Source organism: Haemophilus sp. HN_Hi10 (genome assembly GCF_049821985.1).
Lineage (GTDB): Bacteria > Pseudomonadota > Gammaproteobacteria > Enterobacterales > Pasteurellaceae > Haemophilus > Haemophilus influenzae_D.
Map to the genome: position 1 here is coordinate 24,654 of NZ_CP187495.1, position 24,779 is coordinate 49,432.

The 24,779-nt window shown below is 38.8% G+C and carries 25 protein-coding genes; 14 read left to right on the forward strand and 11 right to left on the reverse strand.

Annotation, left to right across the window (positions count from 1 at the left end; genetic code table 11):
- Positions 1-178: 178 nt before the first annotated feature.
- The 5 genes from accC to menB form a co-directional block, all read right to left on the reverse strand.
- Positions 179-1,525: an acetyl-CoA carboxylase biotin carboxylase subunit gene (accC, locus tag ACPT8Q_RS00105; RefSeq protein WP_050948664.1), complete on the reverse strand. Its 1,347-nt coding sequence runs from the start codon at positions 1,523-1,525 to the stop codon at positions 179-181.
- A 177-nt stretch (positions 1,526-1,702) separates the two neighbouring features.
- Positions 1,703-2,170 (reverse strand): acetyl-CoA carboxylase biotin carboxyl carrier protein, encoded by a 468-nt coding sequence (accB, locus tag ACPT8Q_RS00110; RefSeq protein ID WP_011272320.1) that lies wholly within the window; start codon positions 2,168-2,170, stop codon positions 1,703-1,705.
- A gap of 153 nt (positions 2,171-2,323) precedes the next feature.
- Positions 2,324-2,773, reverse strand: coding sequence for a type II 3-dehydroquinate dehydratase (aroQ, locus tag ACPT8Q_RS00115; protein ID WP_050948665.1), 450 nt, complete (start codon positions 2,771-2,773; stop codon positions 2,324-2,326).
- A gap of 56 nt (positions 2,774-2,829) precedes the next feature.
- The gene (menC, locus tag ACPT8Q_RS00120; protein WP_050948666.1) at positions 2,830-3,819 is read right to left on the reverse strand and encodes an o-succinylbenzoate synthase; all 990 of its coding nucleotides are present in this window, start codon (positions 3,817-3,819) and stop codon (positions 2,830-2,832) included.
- Between the two features lie 68 nt (positions 3,820-3,887).
- Complete coding sequence (gene menB / locus ACPT8Q_RS00125; RefSeq protein ID WP_005630980.1) at positions 3,888-4,745, reverse strand: 1,4-dihydroxy-2-naphthoyl-CoA synthase; 858 nt, start codon at positions 4,743-4,745, stop codon at positions 3,888-3,890.
- Between the two features lie 145 nt (positions 4,746-4,890).
- On the opposite strand from menB, the gene ACPT8Q_RS00130 reads away from it, so the two are divergent.
- The gene (locus tag ACPT8Q_RS00130) at positions 4,891-5,457 is read left to right on the forward strand and encodes a DUF5358 domain-containing protein (protein WP_050948667.1); all 567 of its coding nucleotides are present in this window, start codon (positions 4,891-4,893) and stop codon (positions 5,455-5,457) included.
- Between the two features lie 71 nt (positions 5,458-5,528).
- Here ACPT8Q_RS00130 and rpsT read toward each other — a convergent pair whose 3' ends face one another.
- On the reverse strand, positions 5,529-5,792 hold the full coding sequence (rpsT, locus tag ACPT8Q_RS00135) for a 30S ribosomal protein S20 (protein ID WP_005548279.1): 264 nt from the start codon (positions 5,790-5,792) through the stop codon (positions 5,529-5,531).
- Between the two features lie 266 nt (positions 5,793-6,058).
- On the opposite strand from rpsT, the gene murJ reads away from it, so the two are divergent.
- The 7 genes from murJ (at position 6,059) to rlmC (ending at position 14,521) form a co-directional block, all read left to right on the forward strand.
- A complete protein-coding gene (gene murJ, locus ACPT8Q_RS00140; protein WP_050948668.1) occupies positions 6,059-7,633 on the forward strand; it encodes a murein biosynthesis integral membrane protein MurJ in 1,575 nt (524 codons plus the stop codon).
- 46 nt (positions 7,634-7,679) lie between these two features.
- Positions 7,680-8,606 (forward strand): bifunctional riboflavin kinase/FAD synthetase, encoded by a 927-nt coding sequence (ribF, locus tag ACPT8Q_RS00145; RefSeq protein ID WP_050948669.1) that lies wholly within the window; start codon positions 7,680-7,682, stop codon positions 8,604-8,606.
- Between the two features lie 28 nt (positions 8,607-8,634).
- Complete coding sequence (ileS, locus tag ACPT8Q_RS00150; RefSeq protein WP_050948670.1) at positions 8,635-11,460, forward strand: isoleucine--tRNA ligase; 2,826 nt, start codon at positions 8,635-8,637, stop codon at positions 11,458-11,460.
- A gap of 120 nt (positions 11,461-11,580) precedes the next feature.
- Entirely contained in the window at positions 11,581-11,931 is a 351-nt protein-coding gene (gene hinT / locus ACPT8Q_RS00155) for a purine nucleoside phosphoramidase (RefSeq protein ID WP_005651576.1), read from the forward strand.
- Entirely contained in the window at positions 11,931-12,281 is a 351-nt protein-coding gene (locus ACPT8Q_RS00160) for a YcfL family protein (RefSeq protein WP_032824530.1), read from the forward strand. The genes hinT and ACPT8Q_RS00160 overlap by 1 nt, the downstream gene beginning before the upstream one ends.
- A gap of 3 nt (positions 12,282-12,284) precedes the next feature.
- Positions 12,285-13,337, forward strand: a complete 1,053-nt coding sequence (gene nagZ, locus ACPT8Q_RS00165; RefSeq protein WP_050948671.1) for a beta-N-acetylhexosaminidase — start codon at positions 12,285-12,287, stop codon at positions 13,335-13,337.
- Positions 13,334-14,521, forward strand: a complete 1,188-nt coding sequence (gene rlmC / locus ACPT8Q_RS00170) for a 23S rRNA (uracil(747)-C(5))-methyltransferase RlmC (RefSeq protein ID WP_050948672.1) — start codon at positions 13,334-13,336, stop codon at positions 14,519-14,521. Before nagZ ends, rlmC begins: the two co-directional genes overlap by 4 nt.
- A 352-nt stretch (positions 14,522-14,873) precedes the next feature.
- Here the strand turns inward: rlmC and crp are convergent, their stop codons facing one another.
- From crp to coaBC, 5 genes are all read right to left on the reverse strand, one after another.
- Positions 14,874-15,548: a cAMP-activated global transcriptional regulator CRP gene (gene crp / locus ACPT8Q_RS00175; RefSeq protein WP_032824524.1), complete on the reverse strand. Its 675-nt coding sequence runs from the start codon at positions 15,546-15,548 to the stop codon at positions 14,874-14,876.
- Complete coding sequence (locus tag ACPT8Q_RS00180) at positions 15,533-15,784, reverse strand: YheU family protein (RefSeq protein WP_032824522.1); 252 nt, start codon at positions 15,782-15,784, stop codon at positions 15,533-15,535. Before ACPT8Q_RS00180 ends, crp begins: the two co-directional genes overlap by 16 nt.
- A 22-nt stretch (positions 15,785-15,806) precedes the next feature.
- Complete coding sequence (slmA, locus tag ACPT8Q_RS00185; RefSeq protein WP_050948673.1) at positions 15,807-16,463, reverse strand: nucleoid occlusion factor SlmA; 657 nt, start codon at positions 16,461-16,463, stop codon at positions 15,807-15,809.
- A 3-nt stretch (positions 16,464-16,466) separates the two neighbouring features.
- On the reverse strand, positions 16,467-16,922 hold the full coding sequence (dut, locus tag ACPT8Q_RS00190) for a dUTP diphosphatase (protein ID WP_044330861.1): 456 nt from the start codon (positions 16,920-16,922) through the stop codon (positions 16,467-16,469).
- Between the two features lie 692 nt (positions 16,923-17,614).
- Positions 17,615-18,829, reverse strand: coding sequence for a bifunctional phosphopantothenoylcysteine decarboxylase/phosphopantothenate--cysteine ligase CoaBC (coaBC, locus tag ACPT8Q_RS00195; protein WP_050948674.1), 1,215 nt, complete (start codon positions 18,827-18,829; stop codon positions 17,615-17,617).
- Between the two features lie 162 nt (positions 18,830-18,991).
- Here coaBC and radC point away from each other — a divergent pair, with 162 nt between their 5' ends.
- From radC to mutM, 6 genes are all read left to right on the forward strand, one after another.
- The gene (gene radC, locus ACPT8Q_RS00200) at positions 18,992-19,657 is read left to right on the forward strand and encodes a RadC family protein (RefSeq protein WP_050846688.1); all 666 of its coding nucleotides are present in this window, start codon (positions 18,992-18,994) and stop codon (positions 19,655-19,657) included.
- A gap of 213 nt (positions 19,658-19,870) precedes the next feature.
- Complete coding sequence (gene rpmB / locus ACPT8Q_RS00205) at positions 19,871-20,107, forward strand: 50S ribosomal protein L28 (protein ID WP_005542826.1); 237 nt, start codon at positions 19,871-19,873, stop codon at positions 20,105-20,107.
- An 11-nt stretch (positions 20,108-20,118) separates the two neighbouring features.
- Positions 20,119-20,289: a 50S ribosomal protein L33 gene (gene rpmG, locus ACPT8Q_RS00210; RefSeq protein ID WP_005613503.1), complete on the forward strand. Its 171-nt coding sequence runs from the start codon at positions 20,119-20,121 to the stop codon at positions 20,287-20,289.
- Between the two features lie 346 nt (positions 20,290-20,635).
- Complete coding sequence (locus ACPT8Q_RS00215) at positions 20,636-22,000, forward strand: diaminobutyrate--2-oxoglutarate transaminase (protein ID WP_050948675.1); 1,365 nt, start codon at positions 20,636-20,638, stop codon at positions 21,998-22,000.
- 191 nt (positions 22,001-22,191) lie between these two features.
- Positions 22,192-23,727, forward strand: a complete 1,536-nt coding sequence (gene ddc, locus ACPT8Q_RS00220) for an L-2,4-diaminobutyrate decarboxylase (protein WP_050948676.1) — start codon at positions 22,192-22,194, stop codon at positions 23,725-23,727.
- 226 nt (positions 23,728-23,953) lie between these two features.
- Positions 23,954-24,769, forward strand: a complete 816-nt coding sequence (gene mutM / locus ACPT8Q_RS00225; protein WP_050948677.1) for a DNA-formamidopyrimidine glycosylase — start codon at positions 23,954-23,956, stop codon at positions 24,767-24,769.
- The last annotated feature ends 10 nt before the right edge of the window (positions 24,770-24,779 follow it).

A 24,779-nucleotide genomic window follows, 5' to 3' on the forward strand; every position in this document is an offset into this window, starting at 1 on the left:
GAAAGTATATTTTTGAATGGTATAAGGAGCGCATATATCCTACGCCCCTTATACTTATTCATATTACAACTTTTTTGAATAATTCAAAACGCTTTACTAGCTTTAGTTTTTATTATCATTAAATAAATATCGGCATATATAAAAAATGGCTAACCTTTGTTAGCCATTTAACGTTTAATTATTCATTCATACCTAATTTTTTCTCCAAATAGTGGATGTTTGTTCCGCCTTTTTGGAAATTTTCATCTTCAAGAATTAATTCATGAAGTGGGATATTGGTTTTTATACCATCAATAATCGTTTCAGATAAGGCATTTTGCATACGACGGATTGCAATTTCACGCGTATCGCCATAAGTGATAAGTTTTGCGATCATAGAGTCGTAATGTGGAGGCACAGTATAACCACCGTACACGTGAGAATCCCAACGAACGCCCAAACCACCCGGAGAATGTAAGTGATTTAATTTACCTGGAGACGGTAAGAATGTTTTTGGATCTTCTGCGTTAATACGGCATTCCATTGCGTGTCCTTTAACTTTGATGTCTTCTTGTTTAAAGGAAATTGGTAATCCTGCTGCAATACGTAATTGCTCTTTCACTAAATCTACACCTGTAATCATTTCAGTTACAGGGTGTTCTACTTGGATACGCGTATTCATTTCAATGAAATAGAATTCGCCATTTTCATATAAGAATTCAAAGGTTCCAGCTCCACGATAGCCGATTTCTACGCAAGCTTTTGCACAGCGTGAGCCAATATCGCGACGAACTTCTTCTGTAATACCTGGAGCTGGCGCTTCTTCCACCACTTTTTGGTGACGACGCTGCATTGAGCAGTCACGTTCAGCCAAATAAACTGCATTACCGTGAGTATCTGATAACACTTGAATTTCCACGTGACGTGGATTTTCTAAGTATTTTTCCATATAGACCATATCATTATTGAATGCAGCTTTCGCTTCAGCTTTGGTCATCGCAATAGATTCTTCTAATGCGTCTTCGCTACGTACAACACGCATACCTCGGCCGCCACCACCGCCAGATGCTTTGATGATGATTGGATAGCCAATACGTTTAGCGATTTCTTTATTTTTAGCAATGTCATTACCTACAGGGCCATCAGAACCAGGTACACAAGGCACACCTGCTTTTTTCATCGCTTTAATAGCTGAAACTTTATCACCCATTAAACGGATGACATCTGCTGTTGGGCCAATGAAAGTGAAACCTGAACGTTCAACTTGTTCAGCAAAATCAGCATTTTCAGATAAAAAACCGTATCCTGGATGAATTGCATCCGCACCTGTGACTTCGGCGGCAGCAATGATAGCTGGAATATTTAAATAACTTTTTGCGGAAGGTGCTGGACCGATACAAACGGTTTCATCAGCGAGTAAAACATGTTTTAAATCACGATCAGCGGTAGAGTGAACCGCCACTGTTTTAATGCCTAATTCTTTACAAGCACGTAAAATGCGTAGTGCAATTTCACCACGATTAGCAATCACAACTTTTTCTAACATAAAAGAGTCCGTTTAGTCAGATAGACGTGAATTTTTATGTAGGTTCTTGAAATATTGTTCTCCCTATTCAAATTTGGTGTGAACAGATTTCAATTTATATCGCCTACGATAAATTCGCTCTAATTGTTTGTATATGAAATAGGCGGACTAAAGTCCGCCCGACGAAAATATTGGAAATTATTCAATAACGATTAATGGTTCGTCGAATTCAACAGCGTCACCGTCGTTGATAAGAATTGCTTTTACTACGCCAGCCTTGTCCGCTTCAATGCGATTCATCATTTTCATTGCTTCAACGATACAAAGCGCGTCGCCAACTTTCACAGACTGACCCACTTCAACAAATGCTTTTGCTTCAGGACTTGGACTGCGATAGAACGTTCCCACCATTGGAGAACGTACAAGATGACCTGATAATTCATCCGATGCGGCTGGTGCTGGTGTCGCAGCTGCTGGTGCTTGAGCTGGCGCAGCGGCAGGAGTCGGTGCTACTACTGGTGCAGCAGCATATTGAACGGCTGCTGGAGCAACGACTGGTGTGGCACGGCTAATACGTACTGTGCCTTCCTCTTCTTGCACTTCTAATTCAGTAATGCCAGATTCTTCTACTAATTCGATTAATTTTTTGATTTTACGAATGTCCATACGTTCTTCCTAAAAAGATTGAAATTTTAACCGCACTTTTAAACGAAAAAAGTGCGGTTATGAATAAACTTGTTTTTGTGTTGCAGAGATTACCTCAAATTTTGCAAATTTGCGATAAAATTCTATGAATTTCGCCAAAAATGCTCGATTTTCTTATTTTTTAGCAAGGTAATCCATAGCAAATAAAAAGGCAAACTCGTAACCTTTTGCACCCAAACCGCAAATAACACCTTCAGCCACATCGCTAAAATAAGAATGATGACGAAATGGTTCACGTTTATGCACGTTGGATAAGTGAATCTCCACAAAAGGAATTGAAACGGCTAAAAGTGCATCGCGCAATGCTACACTGGTATGGGTATAAGCCGCAGGATTAATTAAAATAAAATCGACTTGCTGAAAACTTTCGTGGATCTTATTAATTAATTTTTCTTCACTATTGGCTTGAAAACATTCCACTTTTACATTGTGCTGAGTGGCTAAAGTTTGTATTTTCTCTTCAATGGATGCAAGAGAAATACTGCCATAATGTTTTGGCTCGCGAGCCCCTAACATATTTAAGTTCGGGCCATTTAACAGCAAAATTCTGTGTGTTTGCGACATTTTTAATCCTTTTTGTGTGGTGCATTATACTGGTTTTTCGATTTTTGGTGGTCGAATCAGATAATTTTAGTGATAAATTCAGATTCTAAATCCACAATAGGTAAATTAGAAGCAGGCCAAGCACGTAGCACTTGATATTCCATCAAATCTAACGTGTCTAAGCCTGGAGTCACATTCGGGGTGTATTGTTGTGCGATTCGCGCAAGTTGAGAAAGCCCTAAACTGCTTTCGATACTTGAACTAATAACCGCTTTTAGACCTAACGAATGGGCTTTCTTAATAAGTTCTGCACAACGTTGAATTGAACCAATTAAAGTGGGTTTGATTACGACAGCCGATAAGTGCGGTTCTTTTTCTAGGCAAAAATTAGGCTCTCGCAAGGATTCATCCCATGCAATCACGATGTCGGTTTGAGCTGCAAATTCACGGCTGAGTTCTTGTGTTTTACAAGGTTCTTCTAAAAATTGAATACGTTTTCTATGTTGCGGTTTGACTTTAGCGGCAAATTGTAACGCTTTTTCTAACGACCAATGTCGGTTTGCATCTAGTCGTAATTGTAAATCGGGAATGGCTTCTAAAAACATATCGGCAATTAATCCATCGCGATTGGCTTCGTATATACCCACTTTCATTTTTGCCACTTTTTCGCCTTCTATGCTCGCAAGTTTGGCGTACAGTTCATCTGTATCGCCATAACAAAGTGGTGCTGTATGGTAATTGCCTTCAGTTTGTAAATAACCTTTCATTTCATCCATTGCGCAACTGATACCAAAAGCAACGGAGGGATAGGTGCCATTTAATGGTACGCGAGGTGCGTCACAGCTTGCATTGCACCATGTTGTTAGCCATTCAATTGCTTGTTCTTGAGCTTGGTCTAAGGTTTCTTCGCTAAAACCAGGTAGCGGGGCGATTTCTCCCCAACCGTCTCGGCTGCAACTCACTCTTACGATTAAGCCTTCACGGCGTTTTAAAAAACGATCACGCAGAATAAGTTGGCTATCAACGGGGATGGAATAACGGTAAAGATTGAAGGATTTTTGTGCCATGCTTGCTCCCAATGCAAAAGTGCGGTCAAAATTCACGAAGATTTTTAACCGCACTTTAGAACGATAAATTAAGGGTTACGTCTGAATTTGCTGAAGTCTGGAGCGCGTTTTTCGTTAAACGCATTGCGACCTTCTTGACCTTCTTCAGTCATGTAGAACAACATTGTCGCGTTACCCGCTAATTCTTGAAGACCCGCTTGGCCATCACAATCCGCATTTAATGCTGCTTTCAAACAACGAATTGCGATTGGGCTATTGCGTAACATTTCACGACACCAACGCACAGTTTCTTTTTCAAGATCAGCGTAAGGCACAACCGTATTGACTAAGCCCATATCTAATGCTTCTTGTGCATTATATTGACGGCATAAGAACCAAATTTCACGTGCTTTTTTCTGACCCACTAAACGAGCCATATAGCTTGCGCCCCAACCACCATCGAATGAACCAACTTTTGGCCCAGTTTGCCCGAAAATGGCATTTTCAGCAGCAATGGTTAAATCACAAAGCATATGAAGTACGTGACCGCCACCAATAGCATAACCAGCCACCATTGCCACCACAGGTTTTGGACAAGAACGAATATCGCGTTGGAAATCCAATACATTTAAGTGATGTACGCCGCTATCATCTTTATAACCGCCGTAATCGCCACGCACTTTTTGGTCACCACCAGAACAGAATGCTTTTTCGCCTTCGCCAGTTAATACGATAACACCAATGTTTTCATCGAAACGAGCATCAGAAAATGCAGTGATCATTTCTTTCACTGTTTGTGGACGAAATGCATTACGAACTTCTGGGCGGTTAATCGTGATTTTAGCAATACCGTCAGTGGATTTATGATAGCGAATATCGCTATAGCCTTCACTGTGATCGACCCATTCAACAGGCGCATATAACACATCATCTTTTGGATTTTGCATAAGAATTCCTTTTAATTAACGTAAAAAAGTGCGGTCATTATAACGGAAGTTTTTCAGATCAGGAAAACTAAATTCATTTGTTGCTTTATCTGTTGTGAAGATATTGCTAGAATTTTGCGTATTCTCTCTTTTATAAGGATCAAATGTGAAATTAATTGCAACCTTAGGTATGGCAGCATTGTTATCTAGCTGTTCAATGTTTGGTAGCCAACAATCCGTAATTCCAGCGGAATTTGCGGGGGCAGATTACCAACTGTCTGATCAAGATTCAAAACAATGGGCAATTGCAAGTAAGCAAGTAGAACAATGCGTTTACCCAAATTTAACTCGTATTTTACAACAGCATTTTTCTAAAGAAGATAGCTATATTCACTCACAATATGTCTTTTTCTATCCGTTGGAAAAAATTATTGGCGAACAATATGTGAAGATTATCCAAGCCGATGAAAAATCAATGAATTATGCAAGCTATCAGTTTAAAAAATTCCGTACCGAAATGGGTAATGTTGAGCCTTTAACTGAACAGGCTTGTTTTAAATTGCGTAACGAAGCACGCGATGATTTGGCTGTCGTGAAAGGTCAATATAAAAATGGTATGTTGGAAGTGCAAAAAAATGAAGATGGCACACCAAAAAATTCTGATGGCATTGCAACCAATCAAAATAAATTCTTCTTTGATATTATCAAATGGGGATCGATGTTGTTGCTTTAGTCTAAAATTCAATGGAATAAAAAACCGCACTTTAAAGTGCGGTTTTATTTTTCATTCTTTCTAGCTAAAAATTACGCTAATTTTTTGATTTGTGCAGCTAATTTAGATTTGTGATTTGCTGCTTTGTTAGCGTGGATTAAGCCTTTAGAAGCCATACGATCAACAACTTTTTGCATTTCAACGAATGCTGCTTCAGCTGCTGCTTTTTCACCTGCTGCTACTTGAGCATATACTTTTTTGATGTAAGTACGCATCATAGAGCGTTGGCTTGCGTTATGTTGGCGGCGTTTTTCAGATTGAACCGCGCGTTTTTTTGCTGACTTGATATTAGCCAAGGTCAAACTCCTAAAATTTCTGTTGATTGATAGACAAAATAAAGGGCGTCAATTTGCCGATTTTGTATGTTTTTGTCAATGAAAAATTTGTGTTGATTTCGGTGAGACACAACCGAAAGTAAGCATCGTTATTTTTACAAGCTCTTTCAATAGGGGCTCACACAAACGATGTGCGACGGATTTTATCAGTTTTTTTTCACGGAATATAGCGTAAAAACAAAATTTCTATACAATTAGGCAAAAATTTTAGGGTAGAGAAGAATATTTTGAGTAAACGACTTTTAAAATCTAGCATTGTTGTTAGTTCTATGACTTTATTATCAAGAGTGTTAGGTCTTGTTCGCGATGTAGTTATCGCACATCTTATTGGTGCAGGCGCGGCAGCAGACGTTTTTTTATTTGCTAATCGTATCCCAAATTTTCTTCGCCGTTTATTTGCTGAGGGAGCTTTTTCTCAGGCTTTTGTGCCTGTTCTCGCTGAATATCAACAATCTGGCGATATAAATAAAACCCGTGAATTTATTGGAAAAGTTTCTGGTACTCTTGGAGGATTGGTCAGTATTGTTACGATCCTTGCAATGGTTGGTTCGCCTGTCGTTGCCGCTTTATTTGGGATGGGATGGTTCACTGATTGGATAAATGATGGCCCTGATGCACATAAGTTTGAACAAGCCTCTCTTCTTCTTAAAATAACCTTTCCTTATTTATGGTTTGTCACTTTTGTCGCACTTTCTGGCGCGGTACTTAACACAATCGGGAAATTCGGCGTGATGTCTTTTTCGCCTGTACTCTTAAATATAGCGATGATTTCCACCGCACTTTTCCTTGCGCCACAAATGGACAATCCAGATCTTGCACTGGCTGTCGGGATTTTTCTTGGCGGCTTATTGCAGTTCTTATTCCAAATTCCCTTTATGAAACAAGCAGGTTTACTAGTGAAACCCAAATGGGCTTGGCGGGATGAAGGCGTAACCAAAATTCGTAAATTAATGATCCCTGCGTTATTTGGTGTATCGGTAAGTCAAATTAATCTTTTGCTGGATACTGTGATTGCAAGCTTTTTAATGACAGGTTCAATTAGCTGGTTGTATTATTCTGACCGCTTATTGGAATTTCCTCTTGGTTTATTTGGTATTGCTATTTCTACCGTAATTTTGCCAACGCTTGCTCGCCACCACGTTAATCGTGAAGGCGATTCAGCTAAAAGTGCGGTTGATTTTCGTAATACAATGGATTGGGGCGTGCGAATGATTTTATTACTTGGCGTTCCTGCAGCCATTGGTATTGCTGTATTGGCTCAGCCAATGTTACTGACTCTCTTTATGCGTGGAAATTTTATGCTAAATGATGTTCATGCCGCCTCTTATTCTTTATGGGCATTTAATGCGGGGTTACTTAGCTTTATGTTGATTAAAATTCTCGCCAATGGCTATTACGCCCGCCAAGATACCAAAACACCAGTAAAAATTGGCATTATTGCAATGATAAGCAATATGGGCTTTAACTTATTAGCAATTCCTTTCAGCTATGTAGGATTAGCCATTGCTTCAGCGATGTCGGCAACTCTTAATGCTTATTTGCTCTATCGCGGCTTAGCCAAAGCGGATGTCTATCATTTCTCACGTAAAAGTGCGGTCTTTTTTGTGAAAGTTTTATTGGCAGCAATTGCAATGGGGGCAGCAGTTTGGTATTACGTACCTGAAATCAACCAATGGGCGAAAATGGATTTCTTTATGCGTGTTTATTGGCTTGTTTGGTTGATTGTCTTAGCCGCCATAGTTTATGGCGCAACGTTGATTTTATTAGGCGTTCGAAAACACCATTTGCTGACAAAAAACTAACTTCTCGCTATAATGCCGAAATTCTCTTATTTTCATGGATAAGGACATGCAATTAATTCGCGGGCTTCACAATGTAAATCGTGTTTTACAAGGTTGTGCGCTAACGATCGGCAACTTTGATGGCGTGCATTTAGGGCATCAAGCCGTCCTTCGCCATTTGCGTCAAAAAGCTGACGAATTAAATTTACCCATGGCGGTATTGTTATTTGAAGCTCAGCCGCGTGAATATTTTATGGGGGAAAATGCTCCAGCCCGTTTAATGCGTTTGCGTGACAAAATTTGTTATCTCGAAAAAGCGAAGGTTGATGTCGTAATTGTGGCGAAATTTGACCGCACTTTTGCCGAACAACCAGCTGATGTGTTTATTGAGCAAACGCTTGTTAATCATCTACATGTGAAATTTTTAAGCATTGGCGATGATTTCAAGTTTGGTTCAAAACGCCAAGGCAATTTTGCAATGTTGCAAGAAGCTGGTAAGCGTTTCGGTTTTGTTGTTGAAGATAACCGTAGCTTTTGTCTAGATGAACAGCGAATTAGTAGTACTGCAATTCGCGAAGCGTTAGCGAATGATGACTTACAACTTGCAAAAAATTTACTCGGTAAACCTTATCGTATTTTCGGGCGTGTGATTCATGGGAATAAGTTGGGCAGAACAATTGGATTTCCAACGGCAAATATTCGTTTGCATAGACAAGTCAATCCAATCAAAGGTGTTTATGCCGTAAAAGTGCGGTTAAAATCGGGTGAGATTTTTAACGGCGTGGCAAATATGGGAAAACGCCCAACTATAAATGGATTAATGCAATTATTAGAAGTGCATTTATTTGATTTTTCTCAGAATATTTATGGCCAAATGGTGGAAGTCGAATTCTGCCACAAGATTAGAAACGAGATTAAATTTCCGTCTTTTGATGATTTAAAACTGCAAATTGAGAAAGATGTAGAAACAGCGAAAGCGTTTTTTAACAGTTAATTTTAAAATATAAAAATTGGAAAATAAAATGACAGTCGATTACAAAAACACTCTTAACCTACCGGAAACCAACTTTCCAATGCGTGGCGATTTAGCTAAGCGCGAACCTGTAATGTTAAAAAATTGGTACGAGAAAAATCTTTACCAAAAAATTCGTGAAGCGAGTAAGGGTAAAAAATCTTTTATTTTGCATGATGGCCCTCCGTATGCGAATGGTAACATTCATATTGGTCACGCTGTAAACAAGATTCTGAAAGATATTATTATTAAATCCAAAACAGCATTAGGTTTTGATTCGCCTTATATCCCAGGTTGGGACTGTCATGGTTTACCAATTGAACTTAAAGTTGAAGGTTTAGTAGGTAAACCAAACGAGAAAATTACGGCGGCTGAATTTCGTCAAAAATGTCGCGAATATGCTGCGGAACAAGTCGAAGGTCAGAAAAAAGACTTTATCCGTTTAGGTGTGTTGGGCGATTGGGATAATCCATACCTCACGATGAATTTCGATACTGAAGCGAATATTATCCGTACTTTAGGTAAAGTGATTGAAAACGGTCATTTATACAAAGGTTCAAAACCAGTTCATTGGTGTTTAGACTGCGGTTCTTCTTTGGCTGAAGCAGAAGTAGAATATGAAGACAAAGTTTCTCCATCTATCTATGTTCGTTTCCCAGCAGTAAGTGCGGTTGAAATTGAAGAGAAATTTAATACGGTCAGTAAAGGGCAAGGTAAATTATCTGCTGTTATTTGGACAACCACACCTTGGACAATGCCATCTAACCGTGCGATTGCAGTAAATGCCGAATTAGAATACAACTTAGTACAACTTGGCGATGAGCGCGTGATCTTGGCCGCTGAATTAGTTGAATCCGTAGCGAAAGCGGTGGGCGTAGAACAAGTTGAAATTTTAGGTTCAGTAAAAGGTCAGGCGCTTGAGTTAGTTCGCTTTAACCATCCGTTCTATGATTTCACTGTACCAGTAATTTTAGGTGATCACGTGACCACTGATGGTGGTACGGGTTTAGTACATACCGCACCTGATCACGGTTTAGACGACTTTGTCGTGGGTAAACGATATGATTTACCGATGGCGGGTCTTGTTTCTAATGATGGTAAATTTATTTCAACGACTGAATTCTTTGCTGGCAAAGGTGTATTTGAAGCAAATCCGCTTGTGATAGAAAAATTACAAGAAGTAGGTAATTTATTAAAAGTTGAAAAAATCAAACACAGCTATCCACACTGCTGGCGTCACAAAACCCCAATTATTTTCCGTGCGACACCGCAATGGTTTATCGGTATGGAAACGCAAGGTTTACGCCAACAAGCATTAGGCGAAATCCAACAAGTTCGCTGGATTCCAGATTGGGGTCAAGCACGCATCGAGAAAATGGTGGAAAATCGCCCAGACTGGTGTATTTCACGCCAACGTACTTGGGGCGTGCCGATGACGTTGTTCGTGCATAAAGAAACAGAAGAATTGCATCCTCGAACATTAGAATTACTTGAAGAAGTAGCGAAACGTGTAGAGAAAGCCGGTATTCAAGCATGGTGGGATTTAGACGAAAAAGAATTATTAGGTGCGGACGCAGAAACCTATCGCAAAGTGCCAGATACCCTTGATGTATGGTTCGACTCAGGATCGACTTATTCTTCTGTTGTCGCGAATCGTCCAGAATTTAATGGTCAAGATATCGATATGTATTTGGAAGGTTCTGACCAACATCGTGGTTGGTTTATGTCTTCTTTAATGCTTTCTACGGCAACAGACAGCAAAGCACCATATAAACAAGTATTAACCCATGGCTTCACGGTGGATGGTCAAGGCCGTAAGATGTCAAAATCTATCGGTAACATCGTGACTCCACAAGAAGTAATGGATAAATTTGGTGGCGATATTTTACGTTTATGGGTTGCTTCAACAGATTATACGGGCGAAATGACTGTTTCTGACGAAATCTTAAAACGTGCAGCGGACAGCTATCGTCGTATTCGTAACACCGCGCGTTTCTTATTGGCAAACTTGAATGGTTTTGATCCAAAACGTGATTTAGTTAAACCAGAAGAAATGATTAGTCTAGATCGTTGGGCTGTGGCCTGTGCCTTAGATGCGCAACATGAAATTAAAGATGCGTACGATAACTACCAATTCCACACAGTGGTACAACGTTTAATGCGTTTCTGTTCGGTAGAAATGGGTTCATTCTATTTAGATATTATTAAAGACCGTCAATACACCACCAAAGCAAGCAGCCTTGCGCGTCGTAGCTGCCAAACTGCGTTATGGCATATTGCTGAAGCATTAGTTCGTTGGATGGCACCGATCTTATCTTTCACTGCCGATGAAATTTGGCAACACTTGCCACAAACCGAAAGTGCTCGTGCAGAATTCGTATTTACTGAAGAATTTTATCAAGGCTTATTTGGTTTAGGCGAGAATGAAAAATTAGATGATGCTTACTGGCAACAACTGATTAAAGTTCGTTCTGAAGTGAACCGCGTATTAGAAATTTCTCGTAACAATAAAGAAATAGGCGGCGGTTTAGAAGCAGAAGTGACCCTTTATGCGAATGACGAATATCGTGCATTGTTAGAACAATTAGGCAATGAATTACGTTTTGTATTAATTACCTCAAAAGTAGATGTAAAATCTTTATCGGAAAAACCTGCTGATTTAGCGGACAGCGAATTAGAGGGTATCACAGTAAGCGTAACACGTTCTAACGCAGAAAAATGCCCTCGTTGCTGGCATTATTCTGACAAAATTGGGGTAAACCCAGAACATCCAATGCTTTGTCCACGTTGTGTAGAAAATGTAGTGGGCAATGGAGAAGTTCGACACTTTGCATAATTAAATTCATTGTAAAACCAAAAAGTGCGATTGATTTGCTCAGCCCTCAAAAGTTAGACTAAATAAGCAACAATTATGGGCAGATTAATTCGCCGCACTTTTTCTATTAAGGAGCAAACAATGGCAGAAGAAACAATTTTTAGTAAAATTATCCGTAAAGAAATTCCGGCAAATATCGTCTATCAAGATGAATTAGTCACTGCATTTCGTGATATTTCCCCTCAAGCTAAAACACATATTTTGATTATTCCAAATAAAGTAATTCCCACAGTGAATGATGTGACGGAGAAAAATGAAGTAGCTCTAGGTCGATTATTCAGTGTAGCGGCTAAACTCGCTAAAGAAGAAGGCATTGCGGAAGATGGTTACCGCCTAATTGTGAATTGCAATAAACATGGTGGGCAAGAAGTATTCCATTTACATATGCACTTAGTTGGTGGAGAACCTTTAGGTAGAATGTTAGCGAAATAATGAAAAAATATTTTCTAATTTTGGCGAGCTTTATGCTCGCGGCTTGTTCAATTTCAGAGCAAAACTTAACTTATTCAACAAAGCCGATTTTGAATATTACGTCGTCTCTTTCGCCTTTAATTCAAGTTGAAACGACTCAAAAATCAGCGGTTATAAAAAATAAAAGTCAGCAACTTTTGAATATAAGTTACCATTTATATTGGTACGATCATTTAGGGGTAACCCAAATTTGGGAAAATCAGCAAGAAAGCTATTCCGCTCAATTTTTGCTAAAACCACAAGAGCAAAAATCAATTGATTTAACTAAACCTACTGTAGAAAGTAAAAATTACCGCCTTTATTTAAAATAATTTATGAGTACCTTGTTAATTGATTTAAAAGGAAAAGAGTTGGAACAAGAAGAAGTTGAGTTACTTTCGCACCCTCTTGTTGCAGGATTGATTTTATTTACTCGAAATTTTGAAGACAGAGAACAAATTCAAGAATTAATTCGTTCTGTTCGCCAACGAGTAAAAAAGCCTTTATTAATTACGGTGGATCAAGAGGGTGGACGAGTTCAACGTTTTCGTGATGGATTTACAATATTGCCTTCAATGCAGGCTTTTCAAGAAACACTATCAGCAACTGAACAAGTGAGTTTTGCTAAAGAAGCAGGTTGGCAAATGGCAACAGAAATGATTGCCTTGGATATTGACTTGAGTTTTGCACCAGTGCTGGATTTGGGGCATGAATGTCGAGCGATTGGTGATCGCAGTTTCTCATCTGATGTAAAAAGTGCGGTAAATTTAGCCACCGCTTTTATTGATGGTATGCATCAAGCAGGTATGGCATCTACGGGTAAACATTTTCCCGGTCATGGTCATGTATTAGCCGATTCTCACTTAGAAACACCTTATGATGATCGCACAAAAGACGAAATTTTTGGTTGCGATCTCCAACCTTTCCAGCAATTGATTGCACAAAATAAACTTGATGCGATTATGCCTGCTCACGTGATTTATTCGCAATGTGATAGTCAGCCTGCAAGTGGTTCAGAATATTGGTTGAAAGAAATTTTACGCAAGAAATTAAATTTCCAAGGTACAATTTTTTCCGATGATCTAGGAATGAAAGGCGCGGGAGTAATGGGGAATTTTGTAGAGCGTAGTAAAAAAGCACTCAATGCAGGTTGTGATCTTTTGTTATTGTGCAATGAACGAGAGGGCGTAATTCAAGTGGTGGATAACCTAAAACTGGCTAAAAATCAACCGCACTTTATGGCTCGTCAAGCTCGCTTACAAAATTTATTTAAACGTAGAGTGATCGATTGGAATGATCTGGTTTCAGATCTACGTTGGAAACTGAATTACCGAAATCTCGCAGATATTCAAATCCGTTGGCTAGATATTCAGGCTGCAAAAAAATGATTGATTGTCAATACTATCAACAAAATGAATGTCGTTCTTGCCAATGGCTTGAAATACCTTATGACCAACAGATCGCTGAAAAACAACATCATTTAAAACAACAACTTATCTCTCTTGATTGTTCTGACGTTCACTGGTTAGCTCCTTTTAAATCCAATGAACAAGGCTTTCGTAATAAAGCTAAAATGCTTGTTAGTGGTAGTGTGGAACGCCCAATACTTGGTATTTTAAAAAATCCTAATGATCCACAAAGTGCGATTGATTTGTGTGATTGTCCTCTTTATCCTGCTCATTTCTCAATAATTTTTTCAATCCTCAAAGATTTTATTGGTCGCGCAGGTTTAGTACCTTATAACATTGCTAAACAAAAAGGCGAGCTTAAATATATTTTACTGACAGAAAGTATCGCAACAGGAAAATTAATGTTGCGTTTTGTGTTACGTACAGAAAATAAATTGCCGTTAATCCGTCGAGAATTACCAAAATTATTAGAAAAACTACCGCACTTAGAAGTGGTTAGCGTTAATTTGCAACCACTGCACGCTGCTATTTTGGAGGGAGAACAAGAAATTTTTCTGACAGAACAACAATTTTTGCCAGAAAATTTCAATAATATTCCGCTTTTTATTCGTCCACAAGGCTTCTTTCAAACTAATCCTAAAGTGGCGGAGGGATTATATGCAACCGCTCAACAATGGGTATCTGAATTACCTATTTATAACCTATGGGATCTATTTTGTGGTGTAGGTGGATTTGGCTTACATTGCGCCAAAGCGTTACAGGAAAAATGGGAAAAACCCACAGAATTAACGGGAATTGAAATTTCTTCTTCTGCTATTTTAGCGGCGAGTAATTCTGCTAAAATACTGGGGTTAGAATATATAAATTTTCAATCTCTAGATGCAGCAAGCGTGATTGAAAATAAAAATGAAAATAAGCCAGATCTTGTGATTGTAAATCCACCACGTCGTGGAATTGGAAAGAAATTAAGTGAATTTCTTAACGAAATGCAATCAGACTTTGTTTTATATTCTAGTTGTAATTCTGTCACAATGGGTAAAGATTTCACTTATTTGACCCATTACAAACCATTAAAAATTCAACTTTTTGATATGTTTCCACAAACATCTCATTATGAAGTATTAGTTCTATTACAAAGAAAAAAGAATAATCAAAAAATATAAATAGTTTGAGGATTTGAAAGAAGGGTGGTGGAACTAAGCAGAATTGGTCTTAACAGCAAGTGGCTTACTGCACGCATCCCTGCGGGATTTCTACCCAGCCCACCATAGATTAGAAAATGCATCTCGGTGTTCTAGCTTTTGCAGCATAAAACTATGCAATAAGGTTTAAACCTTTAAAGCCACTATATCAGGAGACCAATCCTGTCTTCTTACAATATCCGTAAGAAGTGAAGCAATGATAAAATCCTTTATATTAATTGTCAATTAATGTTTTGAATATTCTTTCCAATTAAACAAAAACCACCCAAATTGATTTCGGATGGTTTTATTTTGAATAAATTATGATGAAAAATTATCTTGCGCCATATACAACGATGGTTTTTCCATGGGCATGAATAAGGTTCTGATCCTCTAACATCTTGATAATTCGTCCCACAGTTTCCCGTGAACAACCCACCATTTGCCCTATTTCTTGGCGTGTAATTTTGATTTGCATACCATCAGGATGGGTCATTGCATCGGGTTGTTTAGCTAAATTCATCAGTGTTTGAGCGATACGCCCTGCTACATCTAAGAATGCAAGGTTACTTACTTGACGTGATGTATTTTGCAAACGTCTTGCCAATTGTGCGGTTAAAAACATTAAGATTTCTGGGTTTGCTTGAATTAATTGACGATATTTTTTATAAGAAATCTCAGCAATTTCACATGTTGTTTTTGTTTTTACCCAAGCTGATCGTTTTGAACCCTCATCAAATAATCCCGCTTCTCCAAAAAATTGTCCTGCACCTAAGTAAGTGAGAATCATCTCTTTGCCTTCATCATCTTTTGAAGACACCATTACAGAGCCTTTAATTACATAATACAACGTAGTCGCATCTTCCCCTGCGTGAATTAAAGTTGATTTTGCAGGATATTTATGCAAATGGCAGTGGGTAAGAAACCAATCTAAAATGGGATCATTCGGTGTTGTTTCTTCCTGCGGAGATGTTACAACATCATCAACTTCAGTTAATTCATTTGACATTCGTACTCCTTACATTCCTGTTTCAAAAATTCCGTTTTATTTTTGATGTTAATGGATTCATGCAATTCAGACCATACAATCACCGCAATTCCATTGCGAATTTGAGTCAGTAAAAGTTGTTTTTTTTGGTTGAGTGAAAGTTCTTCTATACCGTAATCAGTTCCTTCGCGTAAAATCACGCTTTCTACGATATTATCTAATGTTTCTGCTTCTAGTTCTTGCCAAGGAATAATCATATATTTACTCAGTAAAGTCAATTTAGGCAAAAAGTGGCTCGATAAAACGCCATTGTTGTTCAAAAGACTGGCTTGCATTCAGACGGAAATTAGTACGAACATAGCGCATAAATTGTCCTTCGCAAAGTATCACTAAATGCGAAGCAATTATGCGTTCATCCACATTAAAACCACGCCCTTCACGCAATTTTCGCATCTGTAAAATATTGACAAACTGCATTTCAAGACGATCGAAAAATTGTGCCACACGTGCTTGTAATTGTGCTTCTTCAAACATTAACGCGTGCCCTGTTAGAACACGTGTTAAGCCAGGATTTTTACGGGCAAAATCCAAAATTGTTTGTAAAATGTCGTGAATGCGATTCATTGTTTGAGTTTCGTTACGCATTGACGCTGTAATTCGGCTCAGCAAAGTATTTTCAATATGTTCAATTAATGCTTCAAACATTTTTGTTTTACTTGGGAAATAACGATACAGTGCCGCTTCAGATACACCAACTTCTTTTGCTAGACGAGCCGTTGTCATACGCTCCATACCACGTTCCGAATGAAGCATATGTATCAATACTGTAAGCACTTGCTGACGGCGTTCTTTTACCGTTCTTTTTTCAATTTTTGGAGTTTCAATTTTAGGCGCAATCTCTTCTACGCCTGATAAAGATAATTGTTCTTCTACCATAAATTATTGTTTACCTGAATGACCGAAACCGCCTTCGCCACGTTCGGTTTGTTGAAAATCTTCTACAATATTAAATTCAGCTTGTACCACAGGCACAAAAACAAGTTGAGCAATACGATCGCCAACTTCAATTTTGAATGGCTCATTTCCACGATTCCACATTGATACCATTAATGGCCCTTGATAATCGGAGTCAATTAATCCTACAAGGTTTCCTAGCACAATGCCATGTTTATGACCAAGACCCGAGCGAGGCAAAATTACTGCCGCTAAATTTGGATCCGCAATATAAATTGAAAGCCCCGTTGGAATTAATTTTGTCTCCCCCGCTTGAATTTCAAAAGTTTCATCGATCAACGCCCGCAAATCAAGACCTGCAGAACCTTCAGTTGCGTAAGTTGGCAGAGGAAATTCATTGCCAATACGAGGATCTAAAATTTTTACGTCAATTTTTTTCATGTAATACTCCGTTTGAAATTCATTCTGCGATTGATTGCCTAGGGTAATATACCCTAAGCTAGTTGCAATGTTACCCCCTTGGGGTAAACGTTCCCCAAAGGGGAACTACTATCACTATAATTAACCGTGGGTATACTTACCCTCGGTTAAACATCATTACGATAATATTTAATTACCTAGGGTAATATACCCTAGGCTAGTTGCAGTGTTACCCCCTTGGGGTAAACGTTCCCCAAAGGGGAGCTACTATTACTATTACTATAATTAACCGTGGCTATGCTTACCCGTGGTTAAACATCATTGTGATAATATTTAATTACCTAGGGTAATATACCCTAGGCTAGTTACAATGTTACCCCCTTGGGGTAAGCGTTCCCCAAAGGGGAACTACTATCACTATAATTAACCGTGGGTATACTTACCCTCGGTCAAACATCATTACGATAATATTTAATTACCTAGGGTAATATACCCTAGGTTAGTTGCAATGTTACCCCTTTGGGGTAAGCGTTCCCAAAGGGGAACTACTATCACTATAATTAACCGTGGGTATACTTACCCTCGGTCAAACATCATTACGATAATATTTAATTACCTAGGGTAAGTATACCCTAGGCTAGTTGCAGTGTTACCCCTTGGGGTAAGCGTTCCCAAAGGGGAACTACTATCACTATAATTAACCGTGGGTATACTTACCCTCGGTTAAACATCGATTGTTTATATTGTTCAACAATCTCACTTACCAAATCCACCGCCAAATCTGCTTTCGATTGTAATGCCAGTGTTTTACTGCCATTTTTCCAGAAAAGCTGCAAGGCATTTTCATCAGCGTTAAAAACTTGTCCGCCAGATACATCGTTGGCACAAATCATATCAAGATTTTTGCGTTCAAGTTTATCTTTTGCATAATCATCAATATTTTGGGTTTCGGCTGCAAATCCAACAGTAAAAGGACGATGTGTTTTTAAATGTCCTACATCTGAGATAATATCGGGATTTTTGATTAACTTGATAGATATTTCATCCCCAGATTTTTTGATTTTTTGGTCAGCAACTTCAGCTACTCTGTAATCAGCAACTGCCGCACAGCCAATAAAAATTTGATTTTTCACCGTACTTTCAAGAGAAGCTTGCCACATATCTTGTGCTGAAATGACATTAATTCTATTTACATTTTTTGGTGTTGTTAAATTTACTGGCCCTGAAATTAACGTGACATTCGCCCCTCGTTTGGCAAAGGCTTCAGCAATCGCAAATCCCATTTTGCCTGAACTATGGTTAGAAATATAACGAACAGGATCGATTTCCTCACGAGTTGGGCCTGCTGTAATGGCGACATTTAATCCTTGTAGATCTTGTTTTTGAGAGAAAAAGTCAGAAAGTGCGGTAAAAATTTCCTCTGGTTCTGACATACGCCCTTTCCCCATATCGCCGCAAGCTTGAAAACCACTATTCGGGCCAATAAGCGTAATCCCACGTGTTTGAAGAACCGTTAAATTTTGTTGAGTAATAGATTGACGATACATCTGTTGATTCATTGCTGGGGCAAGAAAAATTGGCGCGTCAGTCGCAAGACAAATTGTTGAAAGTAAATCGTTCGCCATACCAACAGTAAGACGGGCGATAAAATCTGCACTAGCTGGCGCAATAACGATAGCATCAGCCCATTTGGCAAGCTCAATATGCCCCATCGCCAGCTCAGCTTGTGGATCAAGTAAGGATTGTGCGACAGCATTGCCAGAAATGGCTTGAAGCGTTAAAGGCGTAACAAATTCTGCCGCAGCAGGGGTTAATACTACACGTACCTCAGCTTCTGCTTTGCGTAATAAACGAATCAACTCTATTGTTTTATAGGCTGCAATACCGCCAGTTATACCGACTACAATATGTTTTCCGTTTAAATTCATTTTCTTACCTTGTTAGTACTCAACCACAATTTCGCCATTTTACTTGAATTTTGCCGAATACCCAATGCTATTTTTGCGATATGCATCGCAGATTTTGAATCACTTGCTCGTCAAAGCTAAAAAGTGCGGTCAAAATCTTTCTTATTTTTCTTTCATAAATTTATGGAAAACAATGATGATTTAATGCCACGGGAAAAATTGCTGGCATTCGGAGCAAAAGCATTAAGTGATTATGAACTACTTGCGATTTTTTTACGTACTGGTATCAAAGGTTGTCCTGTTATGTCACTTTCTAAAAATGTATTAACGCATTTTGGCTCCTTGCACGCTTTACTTTCCTCAGATAAAAAAGCTTTCTGTTCTGTAAAAGGCTTAGGTATTACGCAATTTATTCAACTACAAGCAATTACGGAAATGACCAAGCGTTATTTAAAGCAAGAGATGTTAAGTACGCCGATTATTAATGATCCTGAAACTGTAAAACTTTTTTTACTCACTGAATTGCAACACGAAGAAAGAGAAGTGTTTATGGTTTTATTTTTGGATAATCAACATCGTCTGATTAAAAAAGAGCGGTTATTTTTAGGTACAATTAATGTATCAGCGGTTTATCCTCGAGAAATTATTAAAGAAGCACTCTATTGTAATGCAGCGGCTTTAATTTTGGCACATAATCATCCTTCAGGTGTAACGGAGCCGAGTTATTCGGATCAGCTTATTACTAAAAAAATTCAAGATGCAGCTGAACTAATGGAAATTCGCGTACTTGATCATTTAATTGTAGGGAAAAGCGATTGTTATTCTTTCGCGGAGAATTGTTTATTATAATTTTTTATAATATTGACCATTTTTTTACCGATTACATTCAGGAAAATCGCATTTACACTTGAGAAATGAAAACAAAGTCAGTATAATTTGCGACCTTTAATATAGTAAGCGGGTCGGATTAGTGCGGCCTGACGAGGTAGCAAGCTAGGTTTAACCAGCTTTAAACAATCCGAACCGTAAGCTCGAGCTTATATTTAATTATTGGAGATTATTATGTCTAGAGTTTGTCAAGTAACAGGCAAGCGTCCAGCTGTGGGTAATAACCGCTCACACGCGATGAATGCGACACGTCGTCGTTTTCTTCCAAACCTTCACACTCACCGTTTTTGGGTTGAAAGTGAAAACCGTTTCGTAACCTTACGTTTAACTGCGAAAGGTATGCGTATTATTGATAAAAAAGGCATTGATGCAGTATTAGCTGAAATCCGTGCTCGTGGCGAAAAAATCTAAGGAGCTAAAAAATGGCAGCTAAAGGCGCTCGTGAGAAAATCCGTTTAGTTTCTACTGCAGAGACAGGTCACTTCTACACAACTGATAAAAACAAACGTAATATGCCTGAAAAAATGGAAATCAAAAAATTTGATCCAGTAGTGCGTAAACACGTTATCTATAAAGAAGCAAAAATCAAATAATATTGATTTAATTATTTTAAACCCGAGTAAAAACTCGGGTTTTTTATTTGTTCTTATTACAAACGTTTGCTTTTTATTTAACCGTTTGACTCGTAAGAAGTTAAATTTGCTTTTCATATTGCAAAAAAAATGTACAATTGTCCCCGTTTTGACGTAACCCTACATCAAAACCTGTTTCCAACCTAGCCCGTCCTGTGGGCAAACTAGGGTAAAAACAAAAAAGCTGAAACGCTTTTTTTAATAAGTAACGAGTCAAATGCCCTATCTGTCTGTTTTATAAACGGTAAATTTATCGCAAGGCACCCGACTTATTTTTTTCACCTCTTTTAGAAGGTTTTAATCAAAAATGACAATAATCACCCCTGTACAAGCAATTCTTGCTTCAAACCAACATTTTTTAGATCGCCAAGATGTAATGGAATCCAACGTACGTAGTTATCCTCGCAAATTACCTTTTGCCTATGCAAAAGCACAAGGCTGTTGGGTTACTGATGTTGAAGGTAATGAATACCTCGACTTTTTAGCAGGCGCAGGAACCCTTGCATTAGGACATAATCATCCTGTGTTAATGCAAGCCATTAAAGACGTATTAGATAGCGGATTGCCGTTACACACTTTAGATTTAACCACTCCACTTAAAGATGCGTTTAGTGAAGAATTATTGTCATTCTTCCCGAAAGATAAATATATCTTACAATTCACAGGCCCTTCTGGCGCAGATGCAAATGAAGCAGCCATCAAATTAGCCAAAACTTACACAGGGCGTGGCAATATCATCGCTTTCTCAGGCGGTTTTCACGGTATGACCCAAGGGGCATTAGCCTTAACAGGTAATCTTGGTGCAAAAAATGCCGTTGAAAATTTAATGCCGGGCGTACAATTTATGCCATATCCACACGAATACCGCTGCCCATTTGGCATTGGTGGAGAAGCGGGTGCAAAAGCAGTTGAACATTATTTTGAAAACTTCATCGAAGATGTAGAAAGCGGCGTGGTAAAACCTGCTGCGGTGATCTTAGAAGCAATCCAAGGGGAAGGTGGCGTTGTGCCAGCACCAATCAGCTTCTTACAAAAAGTACGTGAAGTTACCCAAAGACACGGTATTTTAATGATCGTCGATGAAGTACAAGCTGGTTTCTGTCGTTCTGGAAAAATGTTCGCCTTTGAACACGCAGGTATTGAGCCTGATATTATTGTGATGTCAAAAGCAGTTGGTGGCAGCTTACCATTAGCTGTATTAGCTATCCGTAAAGAATTTGATGCGTGGCAACCTGCAGGACATACAGGTACATTCCGTGGCAATCAATTAGCGATGGCGACAGGTTACGCTTCACTTAAAATTATGCGAGATGAAAATCTTGCACAAAATGCGCAAGAACGTGGCGAATACTTAACCAACGCATTACGTGAATTAAGCAAAGAATATCCGTGCATCGGCAACGTACGTGGTCGTGGCTTAATGATGGGCATTGATATTGTTGATGAACGCCAATCGAAAGATGCGACAGGGGCTTATCCACGCGATGGCGAATTAGCCGTTGCCATTCAAAAAGCCTGTTTCAAAAACAAACTCTTGCTCGAACGTGGCGGACGCGGTGGCAACGTGGTTCGCGTGCTTTGTGCGGTAAACATCAACCAAAATGAATGCGAAGAATTTATCAAACGTTTCAAGCAATCTGTAGCAGACGCATTGAAAGCCGTGAGAGGCTAAAGTGCGGTTAAATTTTTCAAAATTTTTGTGAATTTTGACCGCTTAGTAATTATCCTCCCTCTTTAAAAATAGGGGCAAGGGGGAATTTGATTACAATGTTTAATTACTCACAAAGTTGAATTTTCTTCTGCTAAATATCCCCTACCCCCTCTTTGCTAAAGAGGGGGAATCTTTTAGGAAATTAGATAACAATGTCAAACCTCAAACAACACAAACAAGCTTTGTTTTGCAACGATAGCAAAGCAATTACCGATTATGAAACAGCGATGCATAATGCGGTGCAAGCAGTCTCTGCTTGGCTGAAAAATGAAAAAATGTACACCGGCGGTTCAATCAAACAAATGCGAGCCTTAATAAGCGGTTTTAATCCGACGAAAGAGGGTATGGGTGTACAGAAATCACTCGATCATTTGGTAGAAATTTTCCTTAATCCAAGCCTTAAAGTGCATCATCCACACTCACTTGCCCATTTACATTGCCCAACAATGGTGGCAAGTCAAATTGCGGAAGTACTGATTAATGCGACCAACCAATCAATGGATTCGTGGGATCAAAGCCCAGCAGGTTCAATTATGGAGGAGCATTTGATCGACTGGCTACGCCAAAAAGCAGGCTACGGCGAAGGCACTTCGGGCGTGTTTACCTCTGGTGGCACGCAATCAAATTTAATGGGTGTGTTGCTGGCACGTGATTGGGCGATTGCGAAACATTGGAAAAATAATGATGGCTCCGAATGGTCAGTACAACGTGATGGTATTCCAGCGGAAGCAATGCAAAAAGTGAAAGTAATTTGTTCAGAAAACGCACACTTCTCTGTACAAAAAAATATGGCAATGATGGGAATGGGTTTCCAATCAGTCGTTACTGTGCCATCAAATACCAATGCACAAATGGATGTGATTGCACTTAAGCAAACACTTGCACAGCTTAAAGCCGAAGGCAAAATTACTGCCTGTATTGTTGCTACCGCAGGCACAACAGATGCGGGTGCAATTGATGACTTAAAAACAATCCGCAAACTTGCCGATGAATATCAAGCGTGGTTACACGTTGATGCTGCTTGGGGTGGCGCATTATTGCTTTCCAAAGATTATCGCCATTTCTTAGCTGGTATTGAATTAACCGACTCAATCACGCTAGATTTCCACAAACACTTCTTTCAAACCATTTCCTGTGGTGCATTTTTGCTCAAGGATCCAGCAAACTATCGCTTCATCGATTACAAAGCTGATTATCTCAATTCGGAATATGATGAAGCTCACGGCGTGCCAAACTTAGTGACAAAATCGCTACAAACAACTCGTCGTTTTGACGCATTAAAATTATGGTTTACCCTTGAAGCATTGGGAGAAGATCTTTACGCTTCAATGATCGATCACGGTGTAAAACTAACCAAAGAAGTCGAGCAATATATCAACGATACTCCAGCCTTAGAGATGCTTGTACCAAGTCAGTTTGCATCCGTGTTATTCCGTGTCGTACCAAAAGGCTATCCAGCTGAATTTATTGATACGCTAAACCAAAACGTGGCAGATGAACTCTTTGCACGAGGCGAAGCGAATATTGGCGTGACTAAAGTGGGTGACAAGCAATCACTGAAAATGACTACCCTAAGCCCGATTGCAACATTGGAAAATGTTAAAGCGTTATTAACTCAAGTACTAACAGAAGCAAATCGTATTAAAGACGACATCAAAAATGGTACTTACACACCACCCATTGATTAATTAGTCAATTAACACAAAAAATAACCGCTTGTATCTGAAGACAAGCGGTTATTCTGTAAAATAAAAATCTTTTAGCATAGATTAAACGAGATATATAAATTTTATCCATTAGATAACTACCTATATTTTTGAAATATTCATCATTTTAATTTTCAAAGAATATAAAAAATGGTAAAACTAACCGCACTTTATATCATTATTCAATCTACTCACTAAGTTAAAAATTATGCCAGAACTTCCCGAAGTTGAAACTGCACTACGTGGTATTAGCCCTTATCTTAAAAATTTTACGATTGAGAAAGTTGTCGTACGCCAGCCTAAATTGCGCTGGGCTGTATCAGAAGAATTGATAACCCTTAAAAATGTAAAAATTGTCGATCTCACTCGTCGCGCAAAATATTTGATTATTCACACGGAAAAAGGCTATATCATCGGGCATTTGGGCATGTCAGGTTCGGTGCGAATTGTGCCACAGGATAGCGCAATAGATAAACATGACCATATTGATATTGTGATGAACAATGGCAAATTATTACGTTATAACGATCCTCGCCGTTTTGGTGCGTGGTTATGGACGGAGAATCTAGATGACTTTCATCTTTTCTTAAAGCTAGGGCCTGAACCGCTTTCTGATGAATTTAATGCAGAATATTTATTCAAAAAATCTCGTCAAAAATCAACCGCACTTAAAACCTTCTTGATGGATAACGCTGTGGTGGTGGGTGTTGGAAATATTTATGCGAATGAAAGTTTGTTTATTTGTGGTATTCATCCACTTAAACTCGCTAAAAATCTGACCCTCAATCAATGTATTTCCTTAGTGAACACGATTAAAGATGTTTTGAGAAAAGCCATTATTCAAGGTGGAACGACACTTAAAGATTTTTTACAGCCAGATGGTCGCCCAGGTTATTTTGCACAAGAATTATTGGTATATGGCAATAAAGATAAACCTTGTCCAAAGTGCGGTGGAAAAATTGAAAGTTTAGTTATTGGGCAGCGTAATAGTTTCTTTTGCCCGAAATGTCAGAAAAGGGGTTAGAACAAATAAA

Coding starts and splice junctions, on each gene's coding strand:
- nagZ (WP_050948671.1), top strand. CDS start 12,285: ATGAGTACCTTGTTAATTGATTTAAAAGGAAAAGAGTTGGAACAAGAA.
- rpmG (WP_005613503.1), top strand. CDS start 20,119: ATGGCAGCTAAAGGCGCTCGTGAGAAAATCCGTTTAGTTTCTACTGCA.
- aroQ (WP_050948665.1), bottom strand. CDS start 2,773: ATGTCGCAAACACACAGAATTTTGCTGTTAAATGGCCCGAACTTAAAT.
- accC (WP_050948664.1), bottom strand. CDS start 1,525: ATGTTAGAAAAAGTTGTGATTGCTAATCGTGGTGAAATTGCACTACGC.
- ACPT8Q_RS00180 (WP_032824522.1), bottom strand. CDS start 15,784: ATGATTATTCCTTGGCAAGAACTAGAAGCAGAAACATTAGATAATATC.
- accB (WP_011272320.1), bottom strand. CDS start 2,170: ATGGACATTCGTAAAATCAAAAAATTAATCGAATTAGTAGAAGAATCT.
- crp (WP_032824524.1), bottom strand. CDS start 15,548: ATGTCAAATGAATTAACTGAAGTTGATGATGTTGTAACATCTCCGCAG.
- ACPT8Q_RS00215 (WP_050948675.1), top strand. CDS start 20,636: ATGACAATAATCACCCCTGTACAAGCAATTCTTGCTTCAAACCAACAT.
- menC (WP_050948666.1), bottom strand. CDS start 3,819: ATGGCACAAAAATCCTTCAATCTTTACCGTTATTCCATCCCCGTTGAT.
- ileS (WP_050948670.1), top strand. CDS start 8,635: ATGACAGTCGATTACAAAAACACTCTTAACCTACCGGAAACCAACTTT.
- slmA (WP_050948673.1), bottom strand. CDS start 16,463: ATGGTAGAAGAACAATTATCTTTATCAGGCGTAGAAGAGATTGCGCCT.
- ddc (WP_050948676.1), top strand. CDS start 22,192: ATGTCAAACCTCAAACAACACAAACAAGCTTTGTTTTGCAACGATAGC.
- radC (WP_050846688.1), top strand. CDS start 18,992: ATGGAAAACAATGATGATTTAATGCCACGGGAAAAATTGCTGGCATTC.
- rpmB (WP_005542826.1), top strand. CDS start 19,871: ATGTCTAGAGTTTGTCAAGTAACAGGCAAGCGTCCAGCTGTGGGTAAT.
- coaBC (WP_050948674.1), bottom strand. CDS start 18,829: ATGAATTTAAACGGAAAACATATTGTAGTCGGTATAACTGGCGGTATT.
- ACPT8Q_RS00160 (WP_032824530.1), top strand. CDS start 11,931: ATGAAAAAATATTTTCTAATTTTGGCGAGCTTTATGCTCGCGGCTTGT.
- menB (WP_005630980.1), bottom strand. CDS start 4,745: ATGCAAAATCCAAAAGATGATGTGTTATATGCGCCTGTTGAATGGGTC.
- rlmC (WP_050948672.1), top strand. CDS start 13,334: ATGATTGATTGTCAATACTATCAACAAAATGAATGTCGTTCTTGCCAA.
- ribF (WP_050948669.1), top strand. CDS start 7,680: ATGCAATTAATTCGCGGGCTTCACAATGTAAATCGTGTTTTACAAGGT.
- hinT (WP_005651576.1), top strand. CDS start 11,581: ATGGCAGAAGAAACAATTTTTAGTAAAATTATCCGTAAAGAAATTCCG.
- mutM (WP_050948677.1), top strand. CDS start 23,954: ATGCCAGAACTTCCCGAAGTTGAAACTGCACTACGTGGTATTAGCCCT.
- dut (WP_044330861.1), bottom strand. CDS start 16,922: ATGAAAAAAATTGACGTAAAAATTTTAGATCCTCGTATTGGCAATGAA.